The organism is Pseudoalteromonas sp. R3 (assembly GCF_004014715.1).
Classification (GTDB): Bacteria; Pseudomonadota; Gammaproteobacteria; order Enterobacterales; family Alteromonadaceae; genus Pseudoalteromonas.
Window position 1 is genome coordinate 870,829 of record NZ_CP034835.1, and the last position, 19,193, is coordinate 890,021.

The 19,193-nt window shown below is 51.9% G+C and carries 18 protein-coding genes and 2 pseudogenes; 13 read left to right on the forward strand and 7 right to left on the reverse strand.

Annotated elements, in window-relative coordinates; genetic code table 11:
* The first annotated feature begins 183 nt into the window (after window positions 1-183).
* The 9 genes and pseudogenes from ELR70_RS08755 to ung all read left to right on the forward strand — a co-directional run bounded on the left by ELR70_RS08755 (window position 184) and on the right by ung (window position 7,976).
* The gene (locus ELR70_RS08755) at window positions 184-981 is read left to right on the forward strand and encodes an ABC transporter ATP-binding protein (RefSeq protein ID WP_054014607.1); all 798 of its coding nucleotides are present in this window, start codon (window positions 184-186) and stop codon (window positions 979-981) included.
* The gene (locus ELR70_RS08760; RefSeq protein ID WP_054014608.1) at window positions 978-1,970 is read left to right on the forward strand and encodes an iron ABC transporter permease; all 993 of its coding nucleotides are present in this window, start codon (window positions 978-980) and stop codon (window positions 1,968-1,970) included. Before ELR70_RS08755 ends, ELR70_RS08760 begins: the two co-directional genes overlap by 4 nt.
* A 16-nt stretch (window positions 1,971-1,986) precedes the next feature.
* The gene (cobT, locus tag ELR70_RS08765; protein ID WP_054014609.1) at window positions 1,987-3,051 is read left to right on the forward strand and encodes a nicotinate-nucleotide--dimethylbenzimidazole phosphoribosyltransferase; all 1,065 of its coding nucleotides are present in this window, start codon (window positions 1,987-1,989) and stop codon (window positions 3,049-3,051) included.
* On the forward strand, window positions 3,048-3,824 hold the full coding sequence (locus tag ELR70_RS08770; protein WP_054014610.1) for an adenosylcobinamide-GDP ribazoletransferase: 777 nt from the start codon (window positions 3,048-3,050) through the stop codon (window positions 3,822-3,824). Before cobT ends, ELR70_RS08770 begins: the two co-directional genes overlap by 4 nt.
* Complete coding sequence (gene cobU / locus ELR70_RS08775; RefSeq protein ID WP_054014611.1) at window positions 3,821-4,363, forward strand: bifunctional adenosylcobinamide kinase/adenosylcobinamide-phosphate guanylyltransferase; 543 nt, start codon at window positions 3,821-3,823, stop codon at window positions 4,361-4,363. The genes ELR70_RS08770 and cobU overlap by 4 nt, the downstream gene beginning before the upstream one ends.
* A pseudogene (locus tag ELR70_RS08780) lies at window positions 4,360-5,840 on the forward strand (cobyric acid synthase). The gene cobU and the pseudogene ELR70_RS08780 overlap by 4 nt, the downstream one beginning before the upstream one ends.
* Window positions 5,837-6,436: a cob(I)yrinic acid a,c-diamide adenosyltransferase gene (cobO, locus tag ELR70_RS08785; RefSeq protein WP_054014613.1), complete on the forward strand. Its 600-nt coding sequence runs from the start codon at window positions 5,837-5,839 to the stop codon at window positions 6,434-6,436. Before ELR70_RS08780 ends, cobO begins: the two are co-directional and overlap by 4 nt.
* Window positions 6,436-7,314 carry a cobalamin-binding protein gene (locus tag ELR70_RS08790; protein ID WP_082353143.1) on the forward strand — a complete coding sequence of 293 codons (879 nt, stop codon included), beginning with the start codon at window positions 6,436-6,438 and terminating at the stop codon, window positions 7,312-7,314. Before cobO ends, ELR70_RS08790 begins: the two co-directional genes overlap by 1 nt.
* A gap of 2 nt (window positions 7,315-7,316) precedes the next feature.
* Entirely contained in the window at window positions 7,317-7,976 is a 660-nt protein-coding gene (ung, locus tag ELR70_RS08795) for a uracil-DNA glycosylase (RefSeq protein ID WP_054014614.1), read from the forward strand.
* Window positions 7,977-8,021: 45 nt separating this feature from the next.
* On the opposite strand, the gene ELR70_RS08800 is transcribed toward ung, so the two are convergent.
* Window positions 8,022-8,213, reverse strand: a complete 192-nt coding sequence (locus ELR70_RS08800) for a DUF3545 family protein (protein ID WP_054014615.1) — start codon at window positions 8,211-8,213, stop codon at window positions 8,022-8,024.
* Between the two features lie 300 nt (window positions 8,214-8,513).
* Entirely contained in the window at window positions 8,514-9,464 is a 951-nt protein-coding gene (tal, locus tag ELR70_RS08805) for a transaldolase (RefSeq protein ID WP_054014662.1), read from the reverse strand.
* Between the two features lie 299 nt (window positions 9,465-9,763).
* On the opposite strand from tal, the gene yaaA reads away from it, so the two are divergent.
* Window positions 9,764-10,543, forward strand: coding sequence for a peroxide stress protein YaaA (yaaA, locus tag ELR70_RS08810; RefSeq protein WP_054014617.1), 780 nt, complete (start codon window positions 9,764-9,766; stop codon window positions 10,541-10,543).
* Between the two features lie 5 nt (window positions 10,544-10,548).
* The gene (locus tag ELR70_RS08815) at window positions 10,549-11,724 is read left to right on the forward strand and encodes an MFS transporter (protein ID WP_054014618.1); all 1,176 of its coding nucleotides are present in this window, start codon (window positions 10,549-10,551) and stop codon (window positions 11,722-11,724) included.
* On the opposite strand, the gene ELR70_RS08820 is transcribed toward ELR70_RS08815, so the two are convergent.
* From ELR70_RS08820 to srmB, 4 genes and pseudogenes are all read right to left on the reverse strand, one after another.
* Window positions 11,696-12,496, reverse strand: a complete 801-nt coding sequence (locus ELR70_RS08820; RefSeq protein WP_054014619.1) for a hypothetical protein — start codon at window positions 12,494-12,496, stop codon at window positions 11,696-11,698. The genes ELR70_RS08815 and ELR70_RS08820 overlap by 29 nt on opposite strands.
* 69 nt (window positions 12,497-12,565) lie before the next feature.
* A complete protein-coding gene (locus ELR70_RS08825) occupies window positions 12,566-14,545 on the reverse strand; it encodes a flavohemoglobin expression-modulating QEGLA motif protein (protein ID WP_054014663.1) in 1,980 nt (659 codons plus the stop codon).
* Window positions 14,535-15,581, reverse strand: coding sequence for a glutathione synthase (gene gshB, locus ELR70_RS08830; RefSeq protein ID WP_054014620.1), 1,047 nt, complete (start codon window positions 15,579-15,581; stop codon window positions 14,535-14,537). The genes ELR70_RS08825 and gshB overlap by 11 nt, the downstream gene beginning before the upstream one ends.
* A 171-nt stretch (window positions 15,582-15,752) precedes the next feature.
* A pseudogene (srmB, locus tag ELR70_RS08835) lies at window positions 15,753-16,986 on the reverse strand (ATP-dependent RNA helicase SrmB).
* 67 nt (window positions 16,987-17,053) lie between these two features.
* Between srmB and ELR70_RS08840 the strand changes: the two are divergent.
* Together ELR70_RS08840 and ELR70_RS08845 are read left to right on the forward strand one after the other, a co-directional pair.
* Window positions 17,054-17,752 carry a methyltransferase gene (locus tag ELR70_RS08840; protein ID WP_054014622.1) on the forward strand — a complete coding sequence of 233 codons (699 nt, stop codon included), beginning with the start codon at window positions 17,054-17,056 and terminating at the stop codon, window positions 17,750-17,752.
* Between the two features lie 134 nt (window positions 17,753-17,886).
* Entirely contained in the window at window positions 17,887-18,420 is a 534-nt protein-coding gene (locus ELR70_RS08845) for a hypothetical protein (protein WP_054014623.1), read from the forward strand.
* Between the two features lie 155 nt (window positions 18,421-18,575).
* On the opposite strand, the gene ELR70_RS08850 is transcribed toward ELR70_RS08845, so the two are convergent.
* Window positions 18,576-18,794, reverse strand: coding sequence for a hypothetical protein (locus tag ELR70_RS08850; RefSeq protein WP_128064544.1), 219 nt, complete (start codon window positions 18,792-18,794; stop codon window positions 18,576-18,578).
* Window positions 18,795-19,193: the final 399 nt, after the last annotated feature.

The following is a 19,193-nucleotide window of genomic DNA, read 5'->3' on the forward strand; positions in this document are numbered from 1 at the left end:
TAACGCCGTTAGCGTCATATTTGCTCCGTCAAATTGAACAGGTATTAAGTTAAATTGGTATTAGTCTGAAGCCAGATACCAAGGCCAATACCTACACTTAAGCGGGCGCACTTAAGTCAGTACAGAAGGCCAGTCGTAGCAATACGAGTGGCCAGCTCTGCTGCCGTCCGTATTTGAGGCGGTATGAGTTCACCACAAATCTCCGTGCACAACCTGAGCCTGAACCTCGGCAACAAGCCTGTGCTGAGCGGATTAAATTTTGCTATTTCGCGCGGTCAGTTTATTGGTCTGATTGGGCCAAACGGGGCGGGAAAATCCAGCTTATTACGCTGCTTGTATCGCTACTGGGATCAGACTGAAGGCGAAATTCACTATGCGGGTAAACCTGTGTCTGACTATCCGCGCCGGGCTTATGCGCGTCAGGTTGCGGTTGTTTTACAGGAGATCCCCAGTCAGTTTAACCTGGCGCTGTTTGAGGTGGTGGCGATGGGGGTCACACCACATAAAACCCTCTTTAGCACAGTCAATGCCGACGATAAGCAGCGTATTTTAGAAGCCATTGAGCGTGTGGGCCTGAGCCACAAGGCGCAGCAGCAGTTTGATTCTCTTTCCGGTGGCGAAAAACAACGAGCAATGATAGCGCGGGCCATGGTCCAGCAACCTGAGTTGTTAATCATGGACGAGCCAACCAGCCATCTCGATGTGAAATACCAGATCCAAATCATGGAGCTGGCTAAAGCCATGGGGGTGACAGTGATTGCTTCTTTTCACGACCTAAACCTGGCGGCTGCGCTCAGCGATGAGTTGCTGGTACTGGCACAAGGTAAGCTGATGGCTCAGGGCACACCTCTGGATATCATAACCCCCGACTTACTCAGCGATATTTTTGGGGTGTGTGCCGAAGTAGAAACGGTACCCGGACTCCACAGCAGCGCACCGGGTGTGCCCCATATTCGTTATCATTATGGGTATCAGCTATGAAGGTTTTACTGATACTGGGTCTCATTTTGGCCTGCATGTTCAGCCTGCTCAGTGCGCTGTCTGTCGGCGCAGTTTCTCTGAGCTGGGGTGAAGTCTGGCAGGCTCTGAGTAACTATGATAGCAGCATACTGAGCCAGAAAATTGTGGTTGAGCTGCGATTACCCCGCACTTTACTGGCATTCTTCGCCGGTGCCGGGCTGGCCATTGCCGGGCTCATTCTGCAAACGGTCACCCGAAACCCATTGGCCGATCCTTACTTGTTTGGCATTTCCTCTGGTGCCTCATTTGGTGTGGTGTTGCTGGTAGCGCTGTTTGGTGTGCAAAGTGCGCTGGCGTTGTCCGGCGCTGCGTTTGCAGGCAGCGCTGTGGCTATGAGTTTGTTGCTGCTGATTGCCTTTCACAAAGGCACCGCCCTGGTTGAAAACATGCTGTTGTCGGGCGTCGCTTTGACCTTTTTATTCTCTGCCTTTACCAGTTTGCTGTTGTACTGGAGCGATCCGCAGGCCATCAGCGCGATTATATTCTGGAGCCTGGGTAGTTTCAGCCGCGCAGACTGGCAATGGTTGTGGTTACCCGCTTTGGTTGTCTCGCTGGGGTGTACCCTCATGCTGTTAATGCGCCGCAGCCTGAATGCCTTGCTGGTTGGAGATGAGAGCGCGGTGACGCTGGGGATCAACGTCCACCGGCTCAGGCTGGGCATGCTGATCTTGGCGTCGATGTTAACGGCCGTGATTGTCGCGGCCTGTGGTGGTGTCGGCTTTGTGGGCCTGATGATCCCCCATATCGTGCGCTTTTTTATCTCTCAAGTTCGCACAGCGGGTATGTTAGCGACGGCCTTATCTGGTGGACTCATGATGTTGTGGGTCGATGTACTCGCTCGTACCCTGATAGACAATCAGGAGCTGCCGATTGGGGTGATCACCTCAGCGATTGGCAGCGTGTTTTTCTTATCGCTGTTAATCGCCAAAAAGCGCGCCGCCAGCATCTGATCTAACCGGAGACTTTATGATCCCACAACTCAACCGCCAGCATGATGCGCATATTCAGCACACCATAGATATGAAGACTAAGCCTCAGGGCGCGTTAGGCAAGCTCGAAACGCTGGCACATCAGCTGGTCACGATTTTAAGTCAGGGCATGGAGCGCAGTCAGCTTGAAAGCGAAAGACCAGATATTGTACGGCCTCAGATGCTGATCTTCGCGGGCGATCATGGCATTGCTGGGGAGGGCGTTTCCATTGCACCCAGCGAGGTGACAGCGCAGATGGTGGCTAACTTTGCCACTGGTGGCGCGGCCATTAATGTCTTGTGCGCTCAGCTAGGTTGGCAACTGAGTGTGATTGACTGTGGTATTTTAACGCCACCGGCGCCCGAGCTGAATGTGGTGTCACAGCGCCTTGGTAATATCACCCGGCCTTTGCACCTTGAACCCGCACTGAATGAAGCGCAGCTCGAGCAAGGGCTGGCATTGGGTCAAGAAGCGGTAAAGCCTGCACTGGTATCAGGCACTAACTTATTTGCATTGGGCGAAATGGGGATCGGCAATACCACCGCGGCGGCGGCCATTTTTTCTGCCCTGAGCGGGCTGACAAGTGCTGAAACAGTCGGGCGAGGCACCGGCGTCAGCGACGAGGTGGTAGCGAAAAAGCAACAACTTATCGAGCAGGCTTTGCGATTACATCGTGAAGCATTACATGAGCCACGTGAAGTATTGCGCCGTTTAGGTGGGTTTGAAATATGTCAGATGGTCGGCGCCATGCTGGAGATTGCCCGTGCTCAGAAGATCGTTCTGGTGGACGGCTTTATTGCGACAGTCGCGGCCATGCTGGCTTATCGGATTGCCCCTGCGTGTAAAGATTATATGGTTTTTGCCCATTGCTCGGGTGAGCAGGGGCATCAGGCGATGCTGAACTGGCTCAATGTTGAGCCGCTGTTGAACCTGAACATGCGACTTGGTGAGGGCACCGGTGCCGCACTGGCTTTACCCCTGTGTCAAAGTGCGCTGGCGTTTTATTATCAGATGGCCAGCTTCGAAGCTGCGGCCGTCACTCAGGTGGTCGAAACCTCATGAATGCGCTGAGACAATTTAAACTGGCGGTGATTTTTCTGACCCGTATTCCCGTTAAAGTGACGGGCGAGGTCTGCAGTCAGGATATTAACCAGGCCAGTGGCTACTTTGCCTGGGTTGGCGTGTTACTGGGTGCTCTGCTGGCCCTTATCTACTTAGTGCTGAGCAGCTTCTTGCCCGAAGGCATGGCGGTATTGCTCACGCTTGGCGGCGGACTGCTGATCACCGGCGCATTCCATGAAGATGGCTTTGCCGATGTCTGGGATGGCTTTGGGGGCGGCTGGAGCGTGGCCGACAAGCTGGCCATTATGAAAGACAGCCGCCTTGGCACTTATGGTGCTGCCGCATTGACTATCTTGCTGCTTAGCAAATATCAGGCTTTACTGGCACTGAGTGAGCGCGCCCAGTATGTCTGCGGTGCGCTCATTCTTGCCCATGGCCTGAGCCGGGCTATGGCGACCAGCCTGATCGGTAAACTGGACTATGTGCAGGCGGATGCGCAAAGTAAAGTAAAGCCGGTTGCCCAGTTTCTTGCCCATGAAAGTAAGCAGTTACTCTACGTTTGTGGGCTGAGCTTGCTGATAGTGAGCTGGATAGCCGGGCTGTTCACGTTATGGCAAAGCATCGTGCTGCTTGGTGTACTCTGGCTATGCCGCACGATTTGTATTTACTGGTTTAAGCGTCAGCTCGGTGGGTATACCGGAGACTGTCTGGGCGCGGCGCAGCAACTGGGTGAGGTGGTCGTGTATCTATTTTGTCTGGGCGTCTGGTTATGACAGGGCGGGTGGAATTGATCCTCGGCGGAGCCCGTTCGGGAAAAAGCAGGTTAGGTGAACAAAGAGCCGAGCGCTGGCTTAGGGATGGCAAAGTTACCCGGCTAATTTATGTGGCCACGGCACGCCCTGGGGATGAGGAAATGGCCGCGCGGATCGCCCACCATCAGGCAACGCGCACCAGGCACTGGCGGCTAATCGAGGAGCCCTGGGCATTGGATCAGGTCCTGAGCACACTTGGCCCCGATGATGGCGTGTTGGTTGACTGCCTGACGTTATGGCTGACCACCGCACTGTGCGACTACAGCAGCTCGGCATTTCAACACAAGCGGGCGGCGCTGCTGAGTGCCCTGAAATCCAGCCATGCACAGATTATTCTGATCAGCAATGAAGTGGGCCACGGCATAGTGCCGCTTGGCGAGTTAAGCCGCCGTTTTGTTGATGAAGCTGGCTGGTTACATCAAGACATTGCCGCGCTGGCGGATAAAGTCGATTTTGTGATGGCGGGATTGCCACTGGCGCTTAAAGGAGGCGATATATGAATACGTTAATGGTGCAGGGCACCACCTCTGATGCGGGTAAAAGCACGCTGGTAGCGGGCTTGTGCCGGGCATTACAGCGCCGTGGCATTGAGGTAGTCCCGTTTAAACCGCAAAATATGGCACTCAACAGTGCGGTCACGCCAGATGGTGGCGAAATTGGCCGGGCTCAGGCGTTACAGGCCATGGCCGCCAAGGTACCGCTCAGTACCGACCTTAACCCCATCTTACTTAAGCCGAATTCAGATACCGGCGCGCAGGTAATCGTACACGGTCGTGCACTGAGTAACATGGAAGCGGCGGGCTATCACGACTACAAAAAAGTTGCGATGCAGGCGGTACTGACCTCACATCAAAGGCTCAGCGAACAGTATGCACTGTGTGTGGTAGAAGGGGCCGGTAGCCCGGCAGAAATCAACCTGCGGGAAAATGACATCGCCAATATGGGGTTCGCCTGTGAGGTGGATTGCCCGGTGATCATCATTGCGGATATCGATAAGGGCGGTGTGTTTGCTCATCTGGTTGGCACCCTGGCGCTGCTAAGTGAATATGAGCAATCCCTGGTAAAGGGGTTTGTGATCAACCGTTTTCGCGGCGATATAGCCTTACTGCAAAGTGGTTTGGACTGGCTGGAGCAGCATACCGGTAAACCCGTATTAGGCGTGCTGCCTTACCTGCATGACCTGGCGCTGGATGCCGAAGATGCCGTGACTATTGCCAATCGCATCGACAGCCCTGAGGTCAAAGTGGCTGTACTGCTACTGCCCATATAAGCAATCACACCGATTTTGATACCCTGCGGTTAGACCCCAAAGTGGACCTGCGTTATGTGCGCCACACCGAAACCATAGGCGCAGCCGACTTGGTGATTATTCCCGGCAGTAAGAATGTCCTCAATGATCTGGCCTTTTTGCGCGCACAAGGCTGGGACCTTGAGCTGCAACGTCATGTGCGTTACGGCGGCAAGGTACTAGGGATCTGTGGCGGATTTCAAATGCTGGGCAACAACATATACGACCCTGAGCAGGTTGAGTCGACGCTCGGCACTGTTCAAGGCCTGGGACTGGGGGATTTTGATACCAAACTGACGCGCAGTAAAACTCTGACTCAGGTGCAGGCAAGCTGCCTTTTAAATGCACAACAGACACCTCTGAGTGGCTATGAGATCCACTGCGGGATCAGTCAGGGCCCTGCTTTAGCGCGGCCATTTCTGCAGTTTGTCGCACATCCATCGGGATGGAAAACCGATGGCTTTATCAGCGAGGACAACCAGCTGGCAGGCACCTACTTGCACGGACTGTTCGACAGTCCCGAGGGGCTAACCTGTGTACTACACTGGGCAAGCGAAGGTCGCTACAGTGGCGGCGGATTCAATCTGGCTGAGCACCGGGAGCAGCAACTTGAGCGGCTGTCAGATGTGTGCGAAACCCATTTAGACATAGATAAAATTCTGGCAATCAGTGAACAGAGGACAACATGAGCGAACACAATCAGGACAAACACAAGGCAAGACAGCAAAAAGTGAAAGAGCAGGTCGATGCCAAAATCGAGCAGGCACAGGAAGAAAAAGGCATCTTGCAGGTGATCACCGGCAATGGCAAAGGTAAGTCCACTTCAGGTTTTGGCACTGTAGCCCGGTGTGTGGGCCATGGCATGAACGCTGCCGTGGTGCAGTTTATTAAAGGCATGTGGGAGTGCGGTGAGCGTAACTTGCTGGAGCGTGCGGGTGTGCCGTTTGCCGTTATGAAGACAGGCTTTACCTGGGAGACACAAAACCGTGAGACAGATACCCAGGCGGCGCAGGCTACCTGGCAACAGGCAAAGCTGTGGCTCCAGGATGACAGTATCGACCTGGTACTGTTGGATGAGCTCACTTATATGGTCAGCTACGACTATCTTGATTTGGATGAAGTGATTGAGGCGCTGGAAAATCGCCCTGTGATGCAGTCGGTGATCATCACCGGCCGTGGTGCACATCGTCGCCTGACTGAGCTGGCCGATACCGTCAGTGAGGTGCGCAATGTGAAACATGCTTTTGAAGCGGGGATCAAAGCACAAAAAGGGTTCGACTTCTGATGAACAAGGTCCTTATCATCTCGCTGAACATGGTGTTCTTGTTGACTGCGATATCAGCGAGCGCAGATGATAGCTCCGCGTCGCCTGCCAAGCGGATTGTGGCTTTGGCGCCACATATAGTCGAGAACCTATATGCCATTGGCGCAGGGGAGCGCATCGTCGGGACCGTGGAGTACGCGGACTTTCCTGCTGAGGCCAATCAGATCCCACGTATTGGCGGTTATCATGGTATTGCACTGGAGAAGCTGCTGGCTTTATCGCCCGACCTCGTGATTGCCTGGCAGGGGGGCAATCAGCAAGCCGACCTGGATAAGCTTGAGCAACTTGGCATCAAAGTGGTGTACAGCGAAACCAAAGATTTACAACAGATCCCTGATGCGCTGCGCTGGTTGGGTCAGTTAACCGCTCTGGAAGAAAACGCTGAGCAGGTGGCTCGGCGCTTTGAGCATGGCCTGGTAAAATTGCAGCAGCGTTATCGCTCGGCCTCGCCAGTGTCGGTATTTTACCAGCTGTGGCCTGCGCCTATGATGACAGTCAATGGTACCACCTGGATCCATCAAACCCTGGAGGTGTGCGGGGCCAGTAACGTATTTGCCGATGCCACCACAGCATATCCGCAGATCAGTATCGAAAACGTGCTACATTCAAAGCCACAGGTGATAGTGATCCCGCAGGAAAAGTCCAAAAAAGTGCAGCCAAAAATTGACTGGCAAAAGTGGCCAGAAATCCCGGCTGCCAAGCATCAGCAATACATAGAAGTGAATGCTGATTTATTGCACCGATATACCAGCCGGGTGCTTGAAGGGCTGAGCGGATTATGTGATAGACTTGATACTTCGCGAACTTACTATCAGAAACTCACAACCACTGGGAACTAAACATGACAACCTGGAGTGACGTGCTCGGGCACGAAAAACAACAAGCGTATTTTCAGGACACCCTAACCTATGTTGCTGAGCGTCGGGCGCAGGGCGTGACTGTTTACCCACCTCAGGAGCACGTATTTGAGGCGTTCAAGGCGACCCCATTTGATCAGGTCAAAGTCGTGATCCTGGGGCAGGACCCTTACCATGGACCTAATCAGGCTCACGGGCTGTGTTTCTCTGTGTTGCCAGGCGTTAAGGCACCACCGTCACTGGCCAACATGTACAAAGAACTGGCACAAGATATCCCGGGCTTTCAAATTCCTGACCACGGCTACTTGCTACCGTGGGCAGAGCAGGGCGTACTGCTGCTCAATACTGTACTGACGGTTGAACAGGGACAGGCACACTCGCACAAGCATCTTGGTTGGGAGCGCTTTACCGATGCCGTCATCGCACAGCTTAACCAACACAGCGAAGGGGTTATTTTCTTGCTGTGGGGCGCGCATGCGCAAAAGAAAGGCAAAGCGATTGACCAGCAACGTCATCATGTGTTGCACGCACCTCACCCATCTCCGCTGTCAGCGCACCGCGGTTTTTTTGGCTGTCAGCACTTCTCGCAAACCAATGCGCTATTGCAAAGCATGGGCAAAGCGCCCATCAACTGGCAAGTCTGAGTTTAGATTTAAAAAACAAAAAAGGCGCTCAATGCGCCTTTTTCGTTAAATAAAGTCAAGCTCGTCCAGATCGACGCTGTCTGCGAATATGTCCAGTTCTTCCAGTTCCTTACGCAGGCGTTGTTTGTCTTTCAGCGCTTCAATTTCGCGCCACTTTCTTTTTTTGCCTTTAGATGAGGTTCTTCTCTTTGGTGCAGGACTTTCTAGTGTTGAAATAAAATCGTCTAGGCTATCCATGAATTTCTCCTATTGATGTACTAACCTCAAAGATTTGTGTTTACGCATTACTCAATTTGAATGAAAAACACACTTCAAGTAATGCTGGTATACCACAGACAAGAGAAAAGTAAAATAAAAATGTGTCCGTCAGGTTAAAAGCAGGTGACAGTTTGATGAAGCTCAAATTTGCTTCAAGTTCTGCTGAAGTTAGGAAAACAAAGCGCTGGCGAGCAGAGAGGCGGTGAGTTGGGTAATAAAATCGCGGGGAATAAAAAAACGCCACACAAGGTGGCGTTTTTCGCATTATATGCTTTGTGCTTATAGCGCTTTGAAGCGTGCTTCCAGGGTTTCCTGAGCCGCAGCAAAGGCACGAATACCTTCAGCCAGCTTTTCAGTGGCCATGGCATCCTGGTTATGTAACCAGCGGAATTCGCTTTCGCTTAATGGTGCAGGCTTTGCTGTAACCTCATACTCGCTATCCAGCAGGTAATCTTCAGCAGCTGGCAGCTCACCCAGCTCTTCTAACAGTGCTGGACTGATGGTTAGCTTGTCACAGCCTGTCAGTGCGATAATCTCACCAGTGTTACGGAAGCTTGCTCCCATCACCACTGTGTTGTAGCCATGACGTTTGTAGAATTCAAAGATACTGCGTACAGACTGTACGCCCGGATCTTGTAGTGGATCAGTCGGCTTTTCCAGGCCATTGGCGACGTGCCAGTCCAGAATACGGCCAACAAATGGCGAGATCAGGAACACGTTAGCGTCGGCACATGCACGGGCCTGCGCCTGACTGAATAGCAGGGTCAGGTTACATTTAACGCCTTGCTTTTCCAGTGCTTCTGCGGCTTTGATGCCTTCCCAGGTAGAGGCAATTTTAATTAAAATCTTGTCTTTACTGACACCCAGCTGCTCATACAGCGCCAGCAACTGCTGTGCTTTGGCAATGGTCGCTTCGGTATCGAACGACAAACGAGCATCGACTTCGGTCGAGATATAGCCAGGTACAATATTGGCAATCTCTTTACCAATCAGTACGGCAAAGTAATCACAAGCCAGTTCCAGTTGTTGTGCCGCGTCGTCATGCTGACTTTTGGCGTAGTCCCAGGCTGCTTTCAGATAATCCTGATAAGCAGGCATCTCGGCTGCTTTTAAAAGCAGAGACGGGTTAGTGGTGGCATCTTCCGGTTGGTGTTTACGGATTGCCTCGATATCTCCGGTGTCGGCGACGATAGATGAATGCTGTTTTAGCCTATCTAATGCTGAAGTCATGCTGTCCTCATTCCAATTCATAGCAGCGTGTCAAAAAGTCTACTTTTCCTATGTTGCATTACCGTGACCTGTGTGAATAGGTCATATGTCCGTATTTGCGAGGTCGCTTCACGAGAAAATCCGAATGTTCGATGCGGGTGCACTTCGTCAGTCGGGGGTCTGTGTGACGAACTGCAAACAGGCTGGTCTGCCAGCAACTGGGCAAGCAGTGTCGAATCCCCGAAGAATATTGCGCTTGCGCTCATCTGGGGATAGTGTTGAAATTGACATTTATCAATAGTTAAGTCAATAGGCAGGCCATGATCACTCTCGTTTCTCCGGCAAAAAATCTCGATTATGATACTCCGGCGCACACCGCGCGTTTTACCCAGCCCGAACTGCTCACACACAGTGAAGAATTGATCCACGTGTGTCGTGACTTATCACCGCAACAGATAGGTACGCTGATGAAGATCAGCGACAAGCTGGCGGGTCTGAATGCGGCGCGCTTTGCTGACTGGTCGCAACCTTTTACTCCCGATAATGCCAAGCAGGCTGTGCTGGCGTTTAATGGCGATGTTTATACAGGCCTGGATGCATCGAGTATGGACGACGCAACACTGGACTATGCACAGCAGCATTTGCGCATTTTGTCTGGCCTTTATGGCGTGCTGAAGCCACTGGATCTGATGCAGGCGTATCGCCTCGAGATGGGCACTAAGCTGGACAACCCGCGCGGTAAAAACCTCTATGAATTCTGGGGCCGTATCATTGCCGATAAGCTTAACGAAGCGCTGGCAGAGGCGGATAGTCAGGTATTAATCAACCTGGCATCAAATGAATACTTTAAAGCAGTAGACAAAAAAGCGCTGAAGGCTGAGATCATCTCACCGGTATTCAAAGACTGCAAAAATGGTCAGTTTAAGGTCATCAGTTTTTATGCCAAAAAAGCCCGAGGCATGATGGCGCGTTATATTCTGGATAATCAGGTAGAGTCACCTGAGGCATTAAAAGCGTTTGATGTGGCAGGCTATTACTACAGCGAAGAAGCCACCCAAAAAGCCTGTGAGCCGGTGTTTTTACGCGCTGAGCAAAGTTAAGCAGGATGAATAAAAATGTCTTACTGCTGGCCTGCTGCCAGGGCCTGATCACCACAGGCAATATTCTGCTGGTGACTATCTCTGCGCTGGTCGGGCAGTTGCTCAGCCCGTCGGCAGCGCTGACCACTTTGCCGGTGGCAATGCAGATGGCCGGGCTGTTAATGGCGACCATTCCTGCCTCGCTGATCATGGCCAAAACTGGTCGCAGACTGGGTTTCTCGCTAGGTAACCTGATCGGTATCAGCGGCACCTTATTGGGGGTCTGGGCGCTCAGAGAAAGTCATTTTGCCCTGTTTTGTGTGGCGACGACTTTGATCGGTATCGGTATTGGTTTTGCCACCTTGTATCGATTTGCGGCCATAGAGGCCAGTGACAAGCCCGCTAGGGCCATTTCGACCATTATGGCCAGTGGTGTGGTGGCAGCGATTTTGGGACCGAACCTGGCCGTCTGGGTCAATGAGGTGTATCCGGCGCTCAATTATGCCAACTCTTTCGTTGCACTCAGCGGCTTGTATGTGCTCGCCTTACTGCTGTTACAGGGCGTACGCTTTACGGAAGTAGATCCACAGACCACTGAAGCGCCCGCCCGGACCCTGAAAGAAATTGTCGCACAGAAGCAGTTTCAGCTGGCGGTGCTGGTGGCCATGATCAGCTATTCCGTGATGAATTTTCTGATGACTGCAACGCCGCTGGCCATGCATCGTCATGGATTTGATCTGGCGGATTCCGCGCTGGTCATTGAATGGCATGTACTGGGTATGTTCTTGCCATCGTTTTTCACCGGCAAGCTGATTGAGCGCTTCGGGGCGCGGGTGATGATCCTGTCGGGCTGTGTGCTGTATCTGGCCAGTGCCGGCATTAACCTGCTGGGCGTGAGCCACTGGCATTTTTTACTGGCCTTATTTGCCCTTGGCGTAGGCTGGAATTTTATGTTTATCAGTGCCACGCAATTGGTCAGTCAGACGTATGCGCCGCAGGAGCGTGCCAAGGCACAAGCCTGCAATGAGTTTCTGGTCTTCAGCATGGTGGTGGCATCTTCGCTGAGCGCTGGATTTTTGGAAGCCACGGTGGGCTGGCAGACGCTCAACTTGTGGAGTATGCCTGTGGTAGTGATCGCTTTGTTAGCCACCGTAGTGCTGTCCAGAGGCAGTGTCACACCTGCACGTTTACCGGCAGGCTGAGGTAGGCAAGCACCACTTCATCACGAAACAGGATATCCTGGTGTTTGCCCTCGTTGCGGTAGTGCTGGCACATGGCCTGGGCACTGTGTGTTTGCGCTTTTAACAGCTGGCTGGGCATATCAACACTGGCCGCGGCGCTGTGCCATTTGTCGGTGAGTGCCGGTGGCGGTGCAGGCAAGGTGGGCAGCACCCGCTCAACCAACTCAAAGGCACTGTTGCGTGCCAGTAGCAGCATGTCGTCGTTGGCGGCGGCAAACCAGCTAACACCGGTATGACCCACACACACCAAAGGCATAAATGGCGCCAGCGCCGGAAAAACCTCATTACGATAGACGTCGACTTCCCAGTAGCTGCGAGCGATTTTAACGAACTGCTCAAAGCTTGTGATGGCACCAAACCCCGATTCTGTAAGTAAGCGTATCTCGACCCGGGGTTTATTGGGGTTGACGGTGTCGTTGGCTGCATCTATGTACCAGGGGCCGGCCACCAGTGCATTCTGAAAATACTCATCACGCAGAGACCCCCATACCGGCTCGAGCGTCAGGCCACTGTCCAACAGCGCTTTAAGCGGTTGCAGAGGTGCCGCAACGGGTGCTTTTGCCAGCTCTGCTTTGAGCAGATCCTGGATAGCATTGCGAACTTCTTTACAGCGCCCGAGCGGATAAGGTTTGCCCGCAAAGAAGGGATACTTTTGTGCCAGTGCGGGGTCAATCTTCAGGCGTAATTGCGCCAGATAAACTTCCAGGTCGGTGACTTGTTGTGCTGTGAGCATCGGGGTTCCTGCATCAGTGAGTACTGTAAGCAGTGTAACCCCGTGTCTGACAAGATAAAAGCCGTTGGCTTATTTTATGCAGCTGATCAGATAGCTGAGAATAGCATCTGGATGATCCGGGTCGCGGCTATAATCCGGCAGGTAGGCCGGTTTATCCAGTAACTGACGCTCAACCAGCATGTCAATGGCATCCAGTTGTGCCAGCCCGGTTTTGCCCAGATAGAGGTTATCCAGCGAGCGCTGCTGCGACAGCTTCACTACGTCTCTGAAGCCTTTCAGATACAGATGGTCTTTAGTAAACCCGCCACCGCGAAACACCCGGGTTGTCAGGCCAAATGCCTCGGCACTGCCCAGATAACTGGTATCACGCAAAAACTCGTACACCTGATAAAACTGCTCACCTTTAACCATCTTATCCACGGCCAGCACCCGCAGCGCCAGTGTTTTCAGGCGCATCAGGTTGATATTCCCCGACTGGAACTCACGGAAAATCGCCAGCCCTTCCTGGGTATAAGTATTGCCCGGCAGCCCCAGGCGCAGCAGGTGCAGCGGCTGTTGCTCGGCATTGAGCGTGGTGAGCAGGTGCACACCAATTTCATGCTCAATCAGCGCTCTTACATCCAGTTCAGAGAACATCGCCGTGCTGTTAACCAGCAGGGTTTTCTTGCCATTATCCACCATGGCCTTGGCCACCAGCTTAGTCGACAGACTCACCTTACAGGGCAGCTGCATCTGTGCAATGGCCTGCTCAAAGCGGCCCAACGCCTGCTCGGCATTAATGGTTTTTGGCGCCGCCGGCTGTGGCTCAGTGGCATGAATGATAAAGCGCGCGTTGGCGATGTCATCGACGCTTGGTTCACCATAGTAACGCAGCGAGTTATACAAGAACTGCTCTTTGCCGACCTGAGTGATCACATCAATTTTGGTGGCAAAGTTATCAATCAGCTTGCGATAAATGTCTTTGATCAGCGGATCGCCGATATCCGCTACGGGCAAGCGATAGAGCTGCTCTTTAAATTCATAGGGATCCATACGCAGCGGACGATACTTAAACTGCGGCCGGTAATGGCTTTTGTTAAAGAAACGGCGCTTTTCCTGAGCGATGTTGGTCGGGTTGACATAATGCAGAGTGTCCAGGTTACGGGCCAGTTTATACAGCGCCAGATCGACCGCCTTGATGGCCGGATCTATATGTTGCTGAACATGGTTAAACTGCACCATGGCTTTGGAGCAATAGCGTTTAATAAAAAACCGCGCGGTCTGGGTCAGGGCAATATGCAGGTTACGCTTGAGCTTTTCGAACACCAGCGGGTAGAGCTCCCCGGTTAGCTCATCCATAAAGAACTTACGCACTTCTAGTGGCAGGATCAGGGTGTTTTTATATGTTTTAGTCACAAACGTAGCCTGATAGCCGTCACCCTGGAACACGCTGTTTTCGGCAAAGCTCAGCGGCGCGCCCTGAAACTTCTTGCGGCACAGCTGTTGCCTGAGGGTATTAAATACCGGACGCCAGCGCAGTGCATCGAGCTGGGCAGTGCCGAGGTTAAAGTCGGGCGCAAAGTCGTACTGGCGAACCTGCCAGTTGTAGCTGTGAATGTCGAACACCAGACAGGCACCGAATTTTTTCTCCAGTGTATCCAGTACCAGCTTAAGCACCTGATAGTAGGCCGCATGTTTAGACAGACTGAGATCGCGCTCGGTGCCATCGGGCTGCTGTTGCCAGACTTCTTTGCCCCACGCCTGAGTATAAATGGCCTGCTGCGGGGCACGGTTAAGGTCGTACTCGTAACGGGAATCACGGGCTATCAACACAATCGGCATGGCATCAATCAGCTCGCCGGTGTGGGGATCTTCCTCTTCAAAACGGGCCTGCTCGCTCAGCGCCATATTGCCTTGCAAGGATGGTCGCAAGCGGCTCCCGGCATGGACGGCTGTGGCTACATAAGGCACATATTCGCGAATGTGTAAGTACACGGCACCGCCGGCCACTTCCCCTTCAAAGGGTTGCTGGGCGGCAAGGGCCGCGACCAGCGCTTGTTCAGACTGCATGGGCATCTTCAATTACCTGACGAAATGCATTTTTACGATGGTTTACCAGCTCTTTGGCATGCACGACACTTTCAACAAAGTCGATCACCTGCACCTGCAAGCGGGTTCGATTCAGACGGTTGATACGAGAGATCCCGCCCGGACTGAGTACATTCACCTCAATCAGCTTGCCACCAATCACATCAATGCCCACAAAGTACAGACCATCACGTACCAGCTTAGGGCCTATGTGCTTGCACAACGCCTGCTCCTGAGCGGTCAGTTTATGCTTAACCACTTTGCCACCGGCATGCACATTGGCTCGCACCTCATTACTGGCCGGAATGCGTTTCATCGCCCCGATGGGCTCGCCATTGAGCATCAGGATCCGCACATCGCCCTCTGCAGCGCCGGGTACATATTCCTGCAAAATCACATAACTACTGCCTTTGCCAGACTCATCGCCACCAATATAAAACTCCAGCAGGGAGCTGAAACTTTGCTTGGCGCTTTTCTCCAGCACAATGACGCCGCGACCACCGTAACCGTCGAGCGGCTTGAGGATCATTTTGTCGCAGTTGGATTCGGCGAAGATCCGCTCCAGATATTCTTTGTTTTTTGATACATGGGTGGCCGGAATAAACTCACTGGCGGTGCCCTGAAAGGACGCGGTGTACAATTTATTGTTAGCAATACGCAGCCCGTCGATATCGTTCACGATAAAGGTATCGTCGCGCACAGAATCAAGAAAGTTCATGGCCAGGGTATCGAGCGGCGGATTGGCGCGCATAAAAATCACATCAAAACCGGCCAGCGGTAGCTGAGTGCGCTTAAACTGGGCCTTGTTGTAAAAACTGACGAAGTTGTCAGAGACTTTGTCCTGTTTGACGAACACATCGCAAAAGGCGCTAGCAACACTGTCGCGAATGGTCAGGGCATTGACTGTGGTAATGGCAACAATATGATTGCGCGACACAGCTTCGTGGATCAGGCGCAGGGTACTGTCGTTCTCGGCGTCAACCCGCTCCCACGGGTACATAATAAAACAAATTTTCACTGTCGGAATAGATCACTTAATCAGGCTTATTTTTGGCGACTATAACGACAAAAGCGGTGCTTAGCTCGCGAGTTATTTTTATCGTCAGGATAAAAAATAAAGGAGGATACTAGAAAGTTGAGCAAGATAGTGCAGGACGCCGGGCAGCGTCCTGAAATGGCTCAGGTCAGGCTACTTCTTCTTTTTCGCTTTGACTTTGGCGGCCTTTTTCTTGGCCTTGATTTTTGCCGGATCTTTTTTCTTTTTCGGCAGCTTAGCTTCTTTGTGTTTTGGCTCCAGCCCTTCAATCACCCGGCGTTTTAGTTTCTGCTCTGTGTAGCGTTCAACCTTACCGAGGATCTCAGCATCATGGGCCTCAACCAGTGAAATGGCGGTGCCTTTTTTACCGGCACGACCGGTACGACCAATACGGTGTACATAAATGTCGGCAGTGCGCGGCATATCAAAGTTAATGACATGGCTGATATCCGCGACGTCGATACCACGCGCCGCGACATCGGTGGCGATCAGGATACGGGTGCGACCACTGTGGAAGCTGGCCATGGCAGCCATTCGCTTATCCTGCGGCATTTCACCACGTAGCCAGGTAGTTTTGATGTCCTGGGTGTATAACTCGCCAACCAGCTTTTCGAGGCGCTCACGGGTCTTCACGAATACAATGGCCTTAGTGACATCTTCACTTTGCAGCAGGTTGGCCAGCATCGCCAGTTTATGCTCGTAATCATCAGCCAGATGGATCCACTGATGAATTTTACCTTTTTCTTTGCGCGAAGATTCAGCTTCAAGCAGTGCCGGATCTTTTAAGATACGCTCTGCAAACAGCTCAACACTGTCGCCTTCCAGGGTGGCCGAAAACAGGAAACACTGACGGCGGTTTTTTCGCTTCGTTGCAAATCTTGAGCATTTCTTTTTTAAAGCCCAGGTCCAGCATGCGGTCAGCTTCATCGAGGATCAACAGCTCAACGTTATCGGCATGGAAGTTCTCGGTTTCGAGGTATTCCATCAAACGCCCCGGTGTGGCGATCAGAATATCGTTGTTCTTTTCGAAGATCTCTTTGTGGCTGCCGTAGTTTATTCCCCCGGTCACCACGCCGATCTTCAGGTGCGTGCCTGCAGCCAGCGCTTCGCATTGCTCAAACACTTGGTAGGCCAGCTCGCGGGTTGGCGTCATGATCAGCACACGGGCAAACCCAGGGTCGCGACGCGGGAAATCCATTAAATACTGAATTGCCGGGATCAGAAACGCGGCTGTTTTACCTGTGCCTGTTGGCGCGGAAGCAAGGATATCGCGGCCCATCAGGGCCTCCGGAATGGCCAGCTGTTGAATGCTGGTGGCCTGCTCAAAGCCCATTTTTTTTATGGCAGTCAGTAGCGTGCCGTCGAGATCGAATTCAGTAAATTGCATAATGCATCACAAATAAAGGACAATAGCGGAATTATACTTGGCAATCCGGGTTTCTCAAAGGAGCAAAATGGCTGGCTTTGCATTTAAGCAATTTACGGTGGCGCAATCGCGCAGCGCAATGAAGGTGTCAACCGACGGGGTGTTATTTGGTGCCTGGGTTTGCGTGACGAGTGCACAGCGCATGCTCGACATTGGCGCAGGCACGGGGTTACTGAGTTTGATGTGCAAGCAGCGCGCCCCACGGCTTGTAATCGATGCGGTTGAAATTGATGCGCAGGCTTGTCTGGACGCCACTGACAATATTAACGCCAGCCCCTGGTCGGATATTGCTGTACACCAGACACCCATTCAGACATTCATCTCAGATCAGCCTTATGATTTGGTGATCAGCAATCCGCCGTACTTTAATCACAGCTTAAAAGGGCCGGATGCCGCCCGTAACACCGCGCGCCACACCGACAGCTTGAGTTTTGTACAGATAATAGAAGCATTTATGCGCTATAGTCACGAACAAGGCCGGCTGGCGGTGATTTTGCCAGCTCAGGAAGGGCATGAGTTTACTGCTCTGGCTAAACACCGAGGTCTATTTCTGGCACGCCGTTGTAATGTGTCCATGACGCCCGACAAGCCTGTCACCAGGTTAATGTTGGAATTTCACCGTAACGAAACCACACAGGATCTGCAAAGCCTATGTGTCAGAAATGAAATGGGTGAATATAGCGATGCGTTTGTTGATCTGTGTCGTGATTTCTATTTGAAAATGTGACCTCACCCGGCAGCACAATGGGCGTTATTGAGGTAATCTTGTGTAATACCTATTGTGTTTTACAAACGTTACACTCGCACATGATGACATAAGACTAAACTGGGTTAACGCTTACCCAGTGCAAGGAGCCGATAATGGATCAAGATACTCGAATCATATGTAACTTTCTGAGTGACATTAATTTGCCCCATGCGCTTTGCCCTGTTGAGGGGGAGATGTTTTTGCCGGGACTACAAATCGTACATGGCGTACTGCATATAGATGTTGATAAGCTGGTTTGCCCTGGAGATATCTTACATGAGGCAGGCCATATAGCGGTATGTGAGCCGATATTCAGGCCACAGCTTCACAAAGATGTCTACAAAAACGGGCTCAAAAATGGGCGTGAAAAACAAGCTATGGATGGTGAAGAAATGGCGGCAACCGCCTGGTCTGTTGCAGCGATTTGGCACCTTGGCTTACCAATCGATCTGGTGTTCCCGGAGAATAGTTATCAGGGCATGAATCAGGCTCTGAAGGAAAGCTTCCAAAGTGGTGGTGTGTTTGGCGATCCGCTGCTCACAGCATGGGATATGACCTGCCCGGAGAAGGGATTCCCTAAAATGACGAATTGGATGAGAGAAATACGCTGGGTTACCGAATTGCCACAGCAGCTTGCAGAAGCTTAGATGCCGTTGAGAATTCGCCCTCAGAGTAAGGTTTAAACATGCTCTGAGGGATTTAGATTAAGCCTGGCCGTGCTGGCGTATTTTGGTCAAAAAGTCAGATACATCTACAGAGCAAAAAGTCACCATGGCAAAAAATTGATTGAGCTTTGGCTGGCCTACATCTCGCTCCCAGTTTTCATAAGTCTTACGACAAACCCCAACTGAGTCGCCATCGCCTGCGTGGTCACCCCTTTGTTCTTTCTTAACTTTCTCAGGTCATCACCGGTAATATAACGGGAAAAGAAATCCATGCTGTTTATTCCTTTGTTTATTTTTTTAAAGGTAAAGCCGGTTCCGGTTAATGCACTCATCGCATTACTTAAAAGACGGATCACCGGGCGCCTATTGCTATTTCCTGCAATGGGTAATTTGTAACTCAGGTTGCGATGAAATAAATAATAATCTGCATCTATTTTGCATGTTATGAATTGATTCATCAGAGAGACAGTGCGCCGGTGAAATACGCGGGTAAAGAAGGCCTAGCATAATCAGAATGAAGGGGGTTAAAGCCATAGTGTGGTGGTGAATCGCTGTTCCTTTTTTGGTTGACCTGAACAGTGCATGAACAATACAATACCATCCGTTTTTTGACCTATTTTCCTCTGTTGGATTATACATCGGGCGAGGGGCCAGTATTTTGTTTTATTTATTAATGCGTTACCTAAATTGACATGGGAGGCTGTGTGACTTAGGTTTGATGCGGTGATGAGTATAGCTGGCAAAGGGTCTTGGAT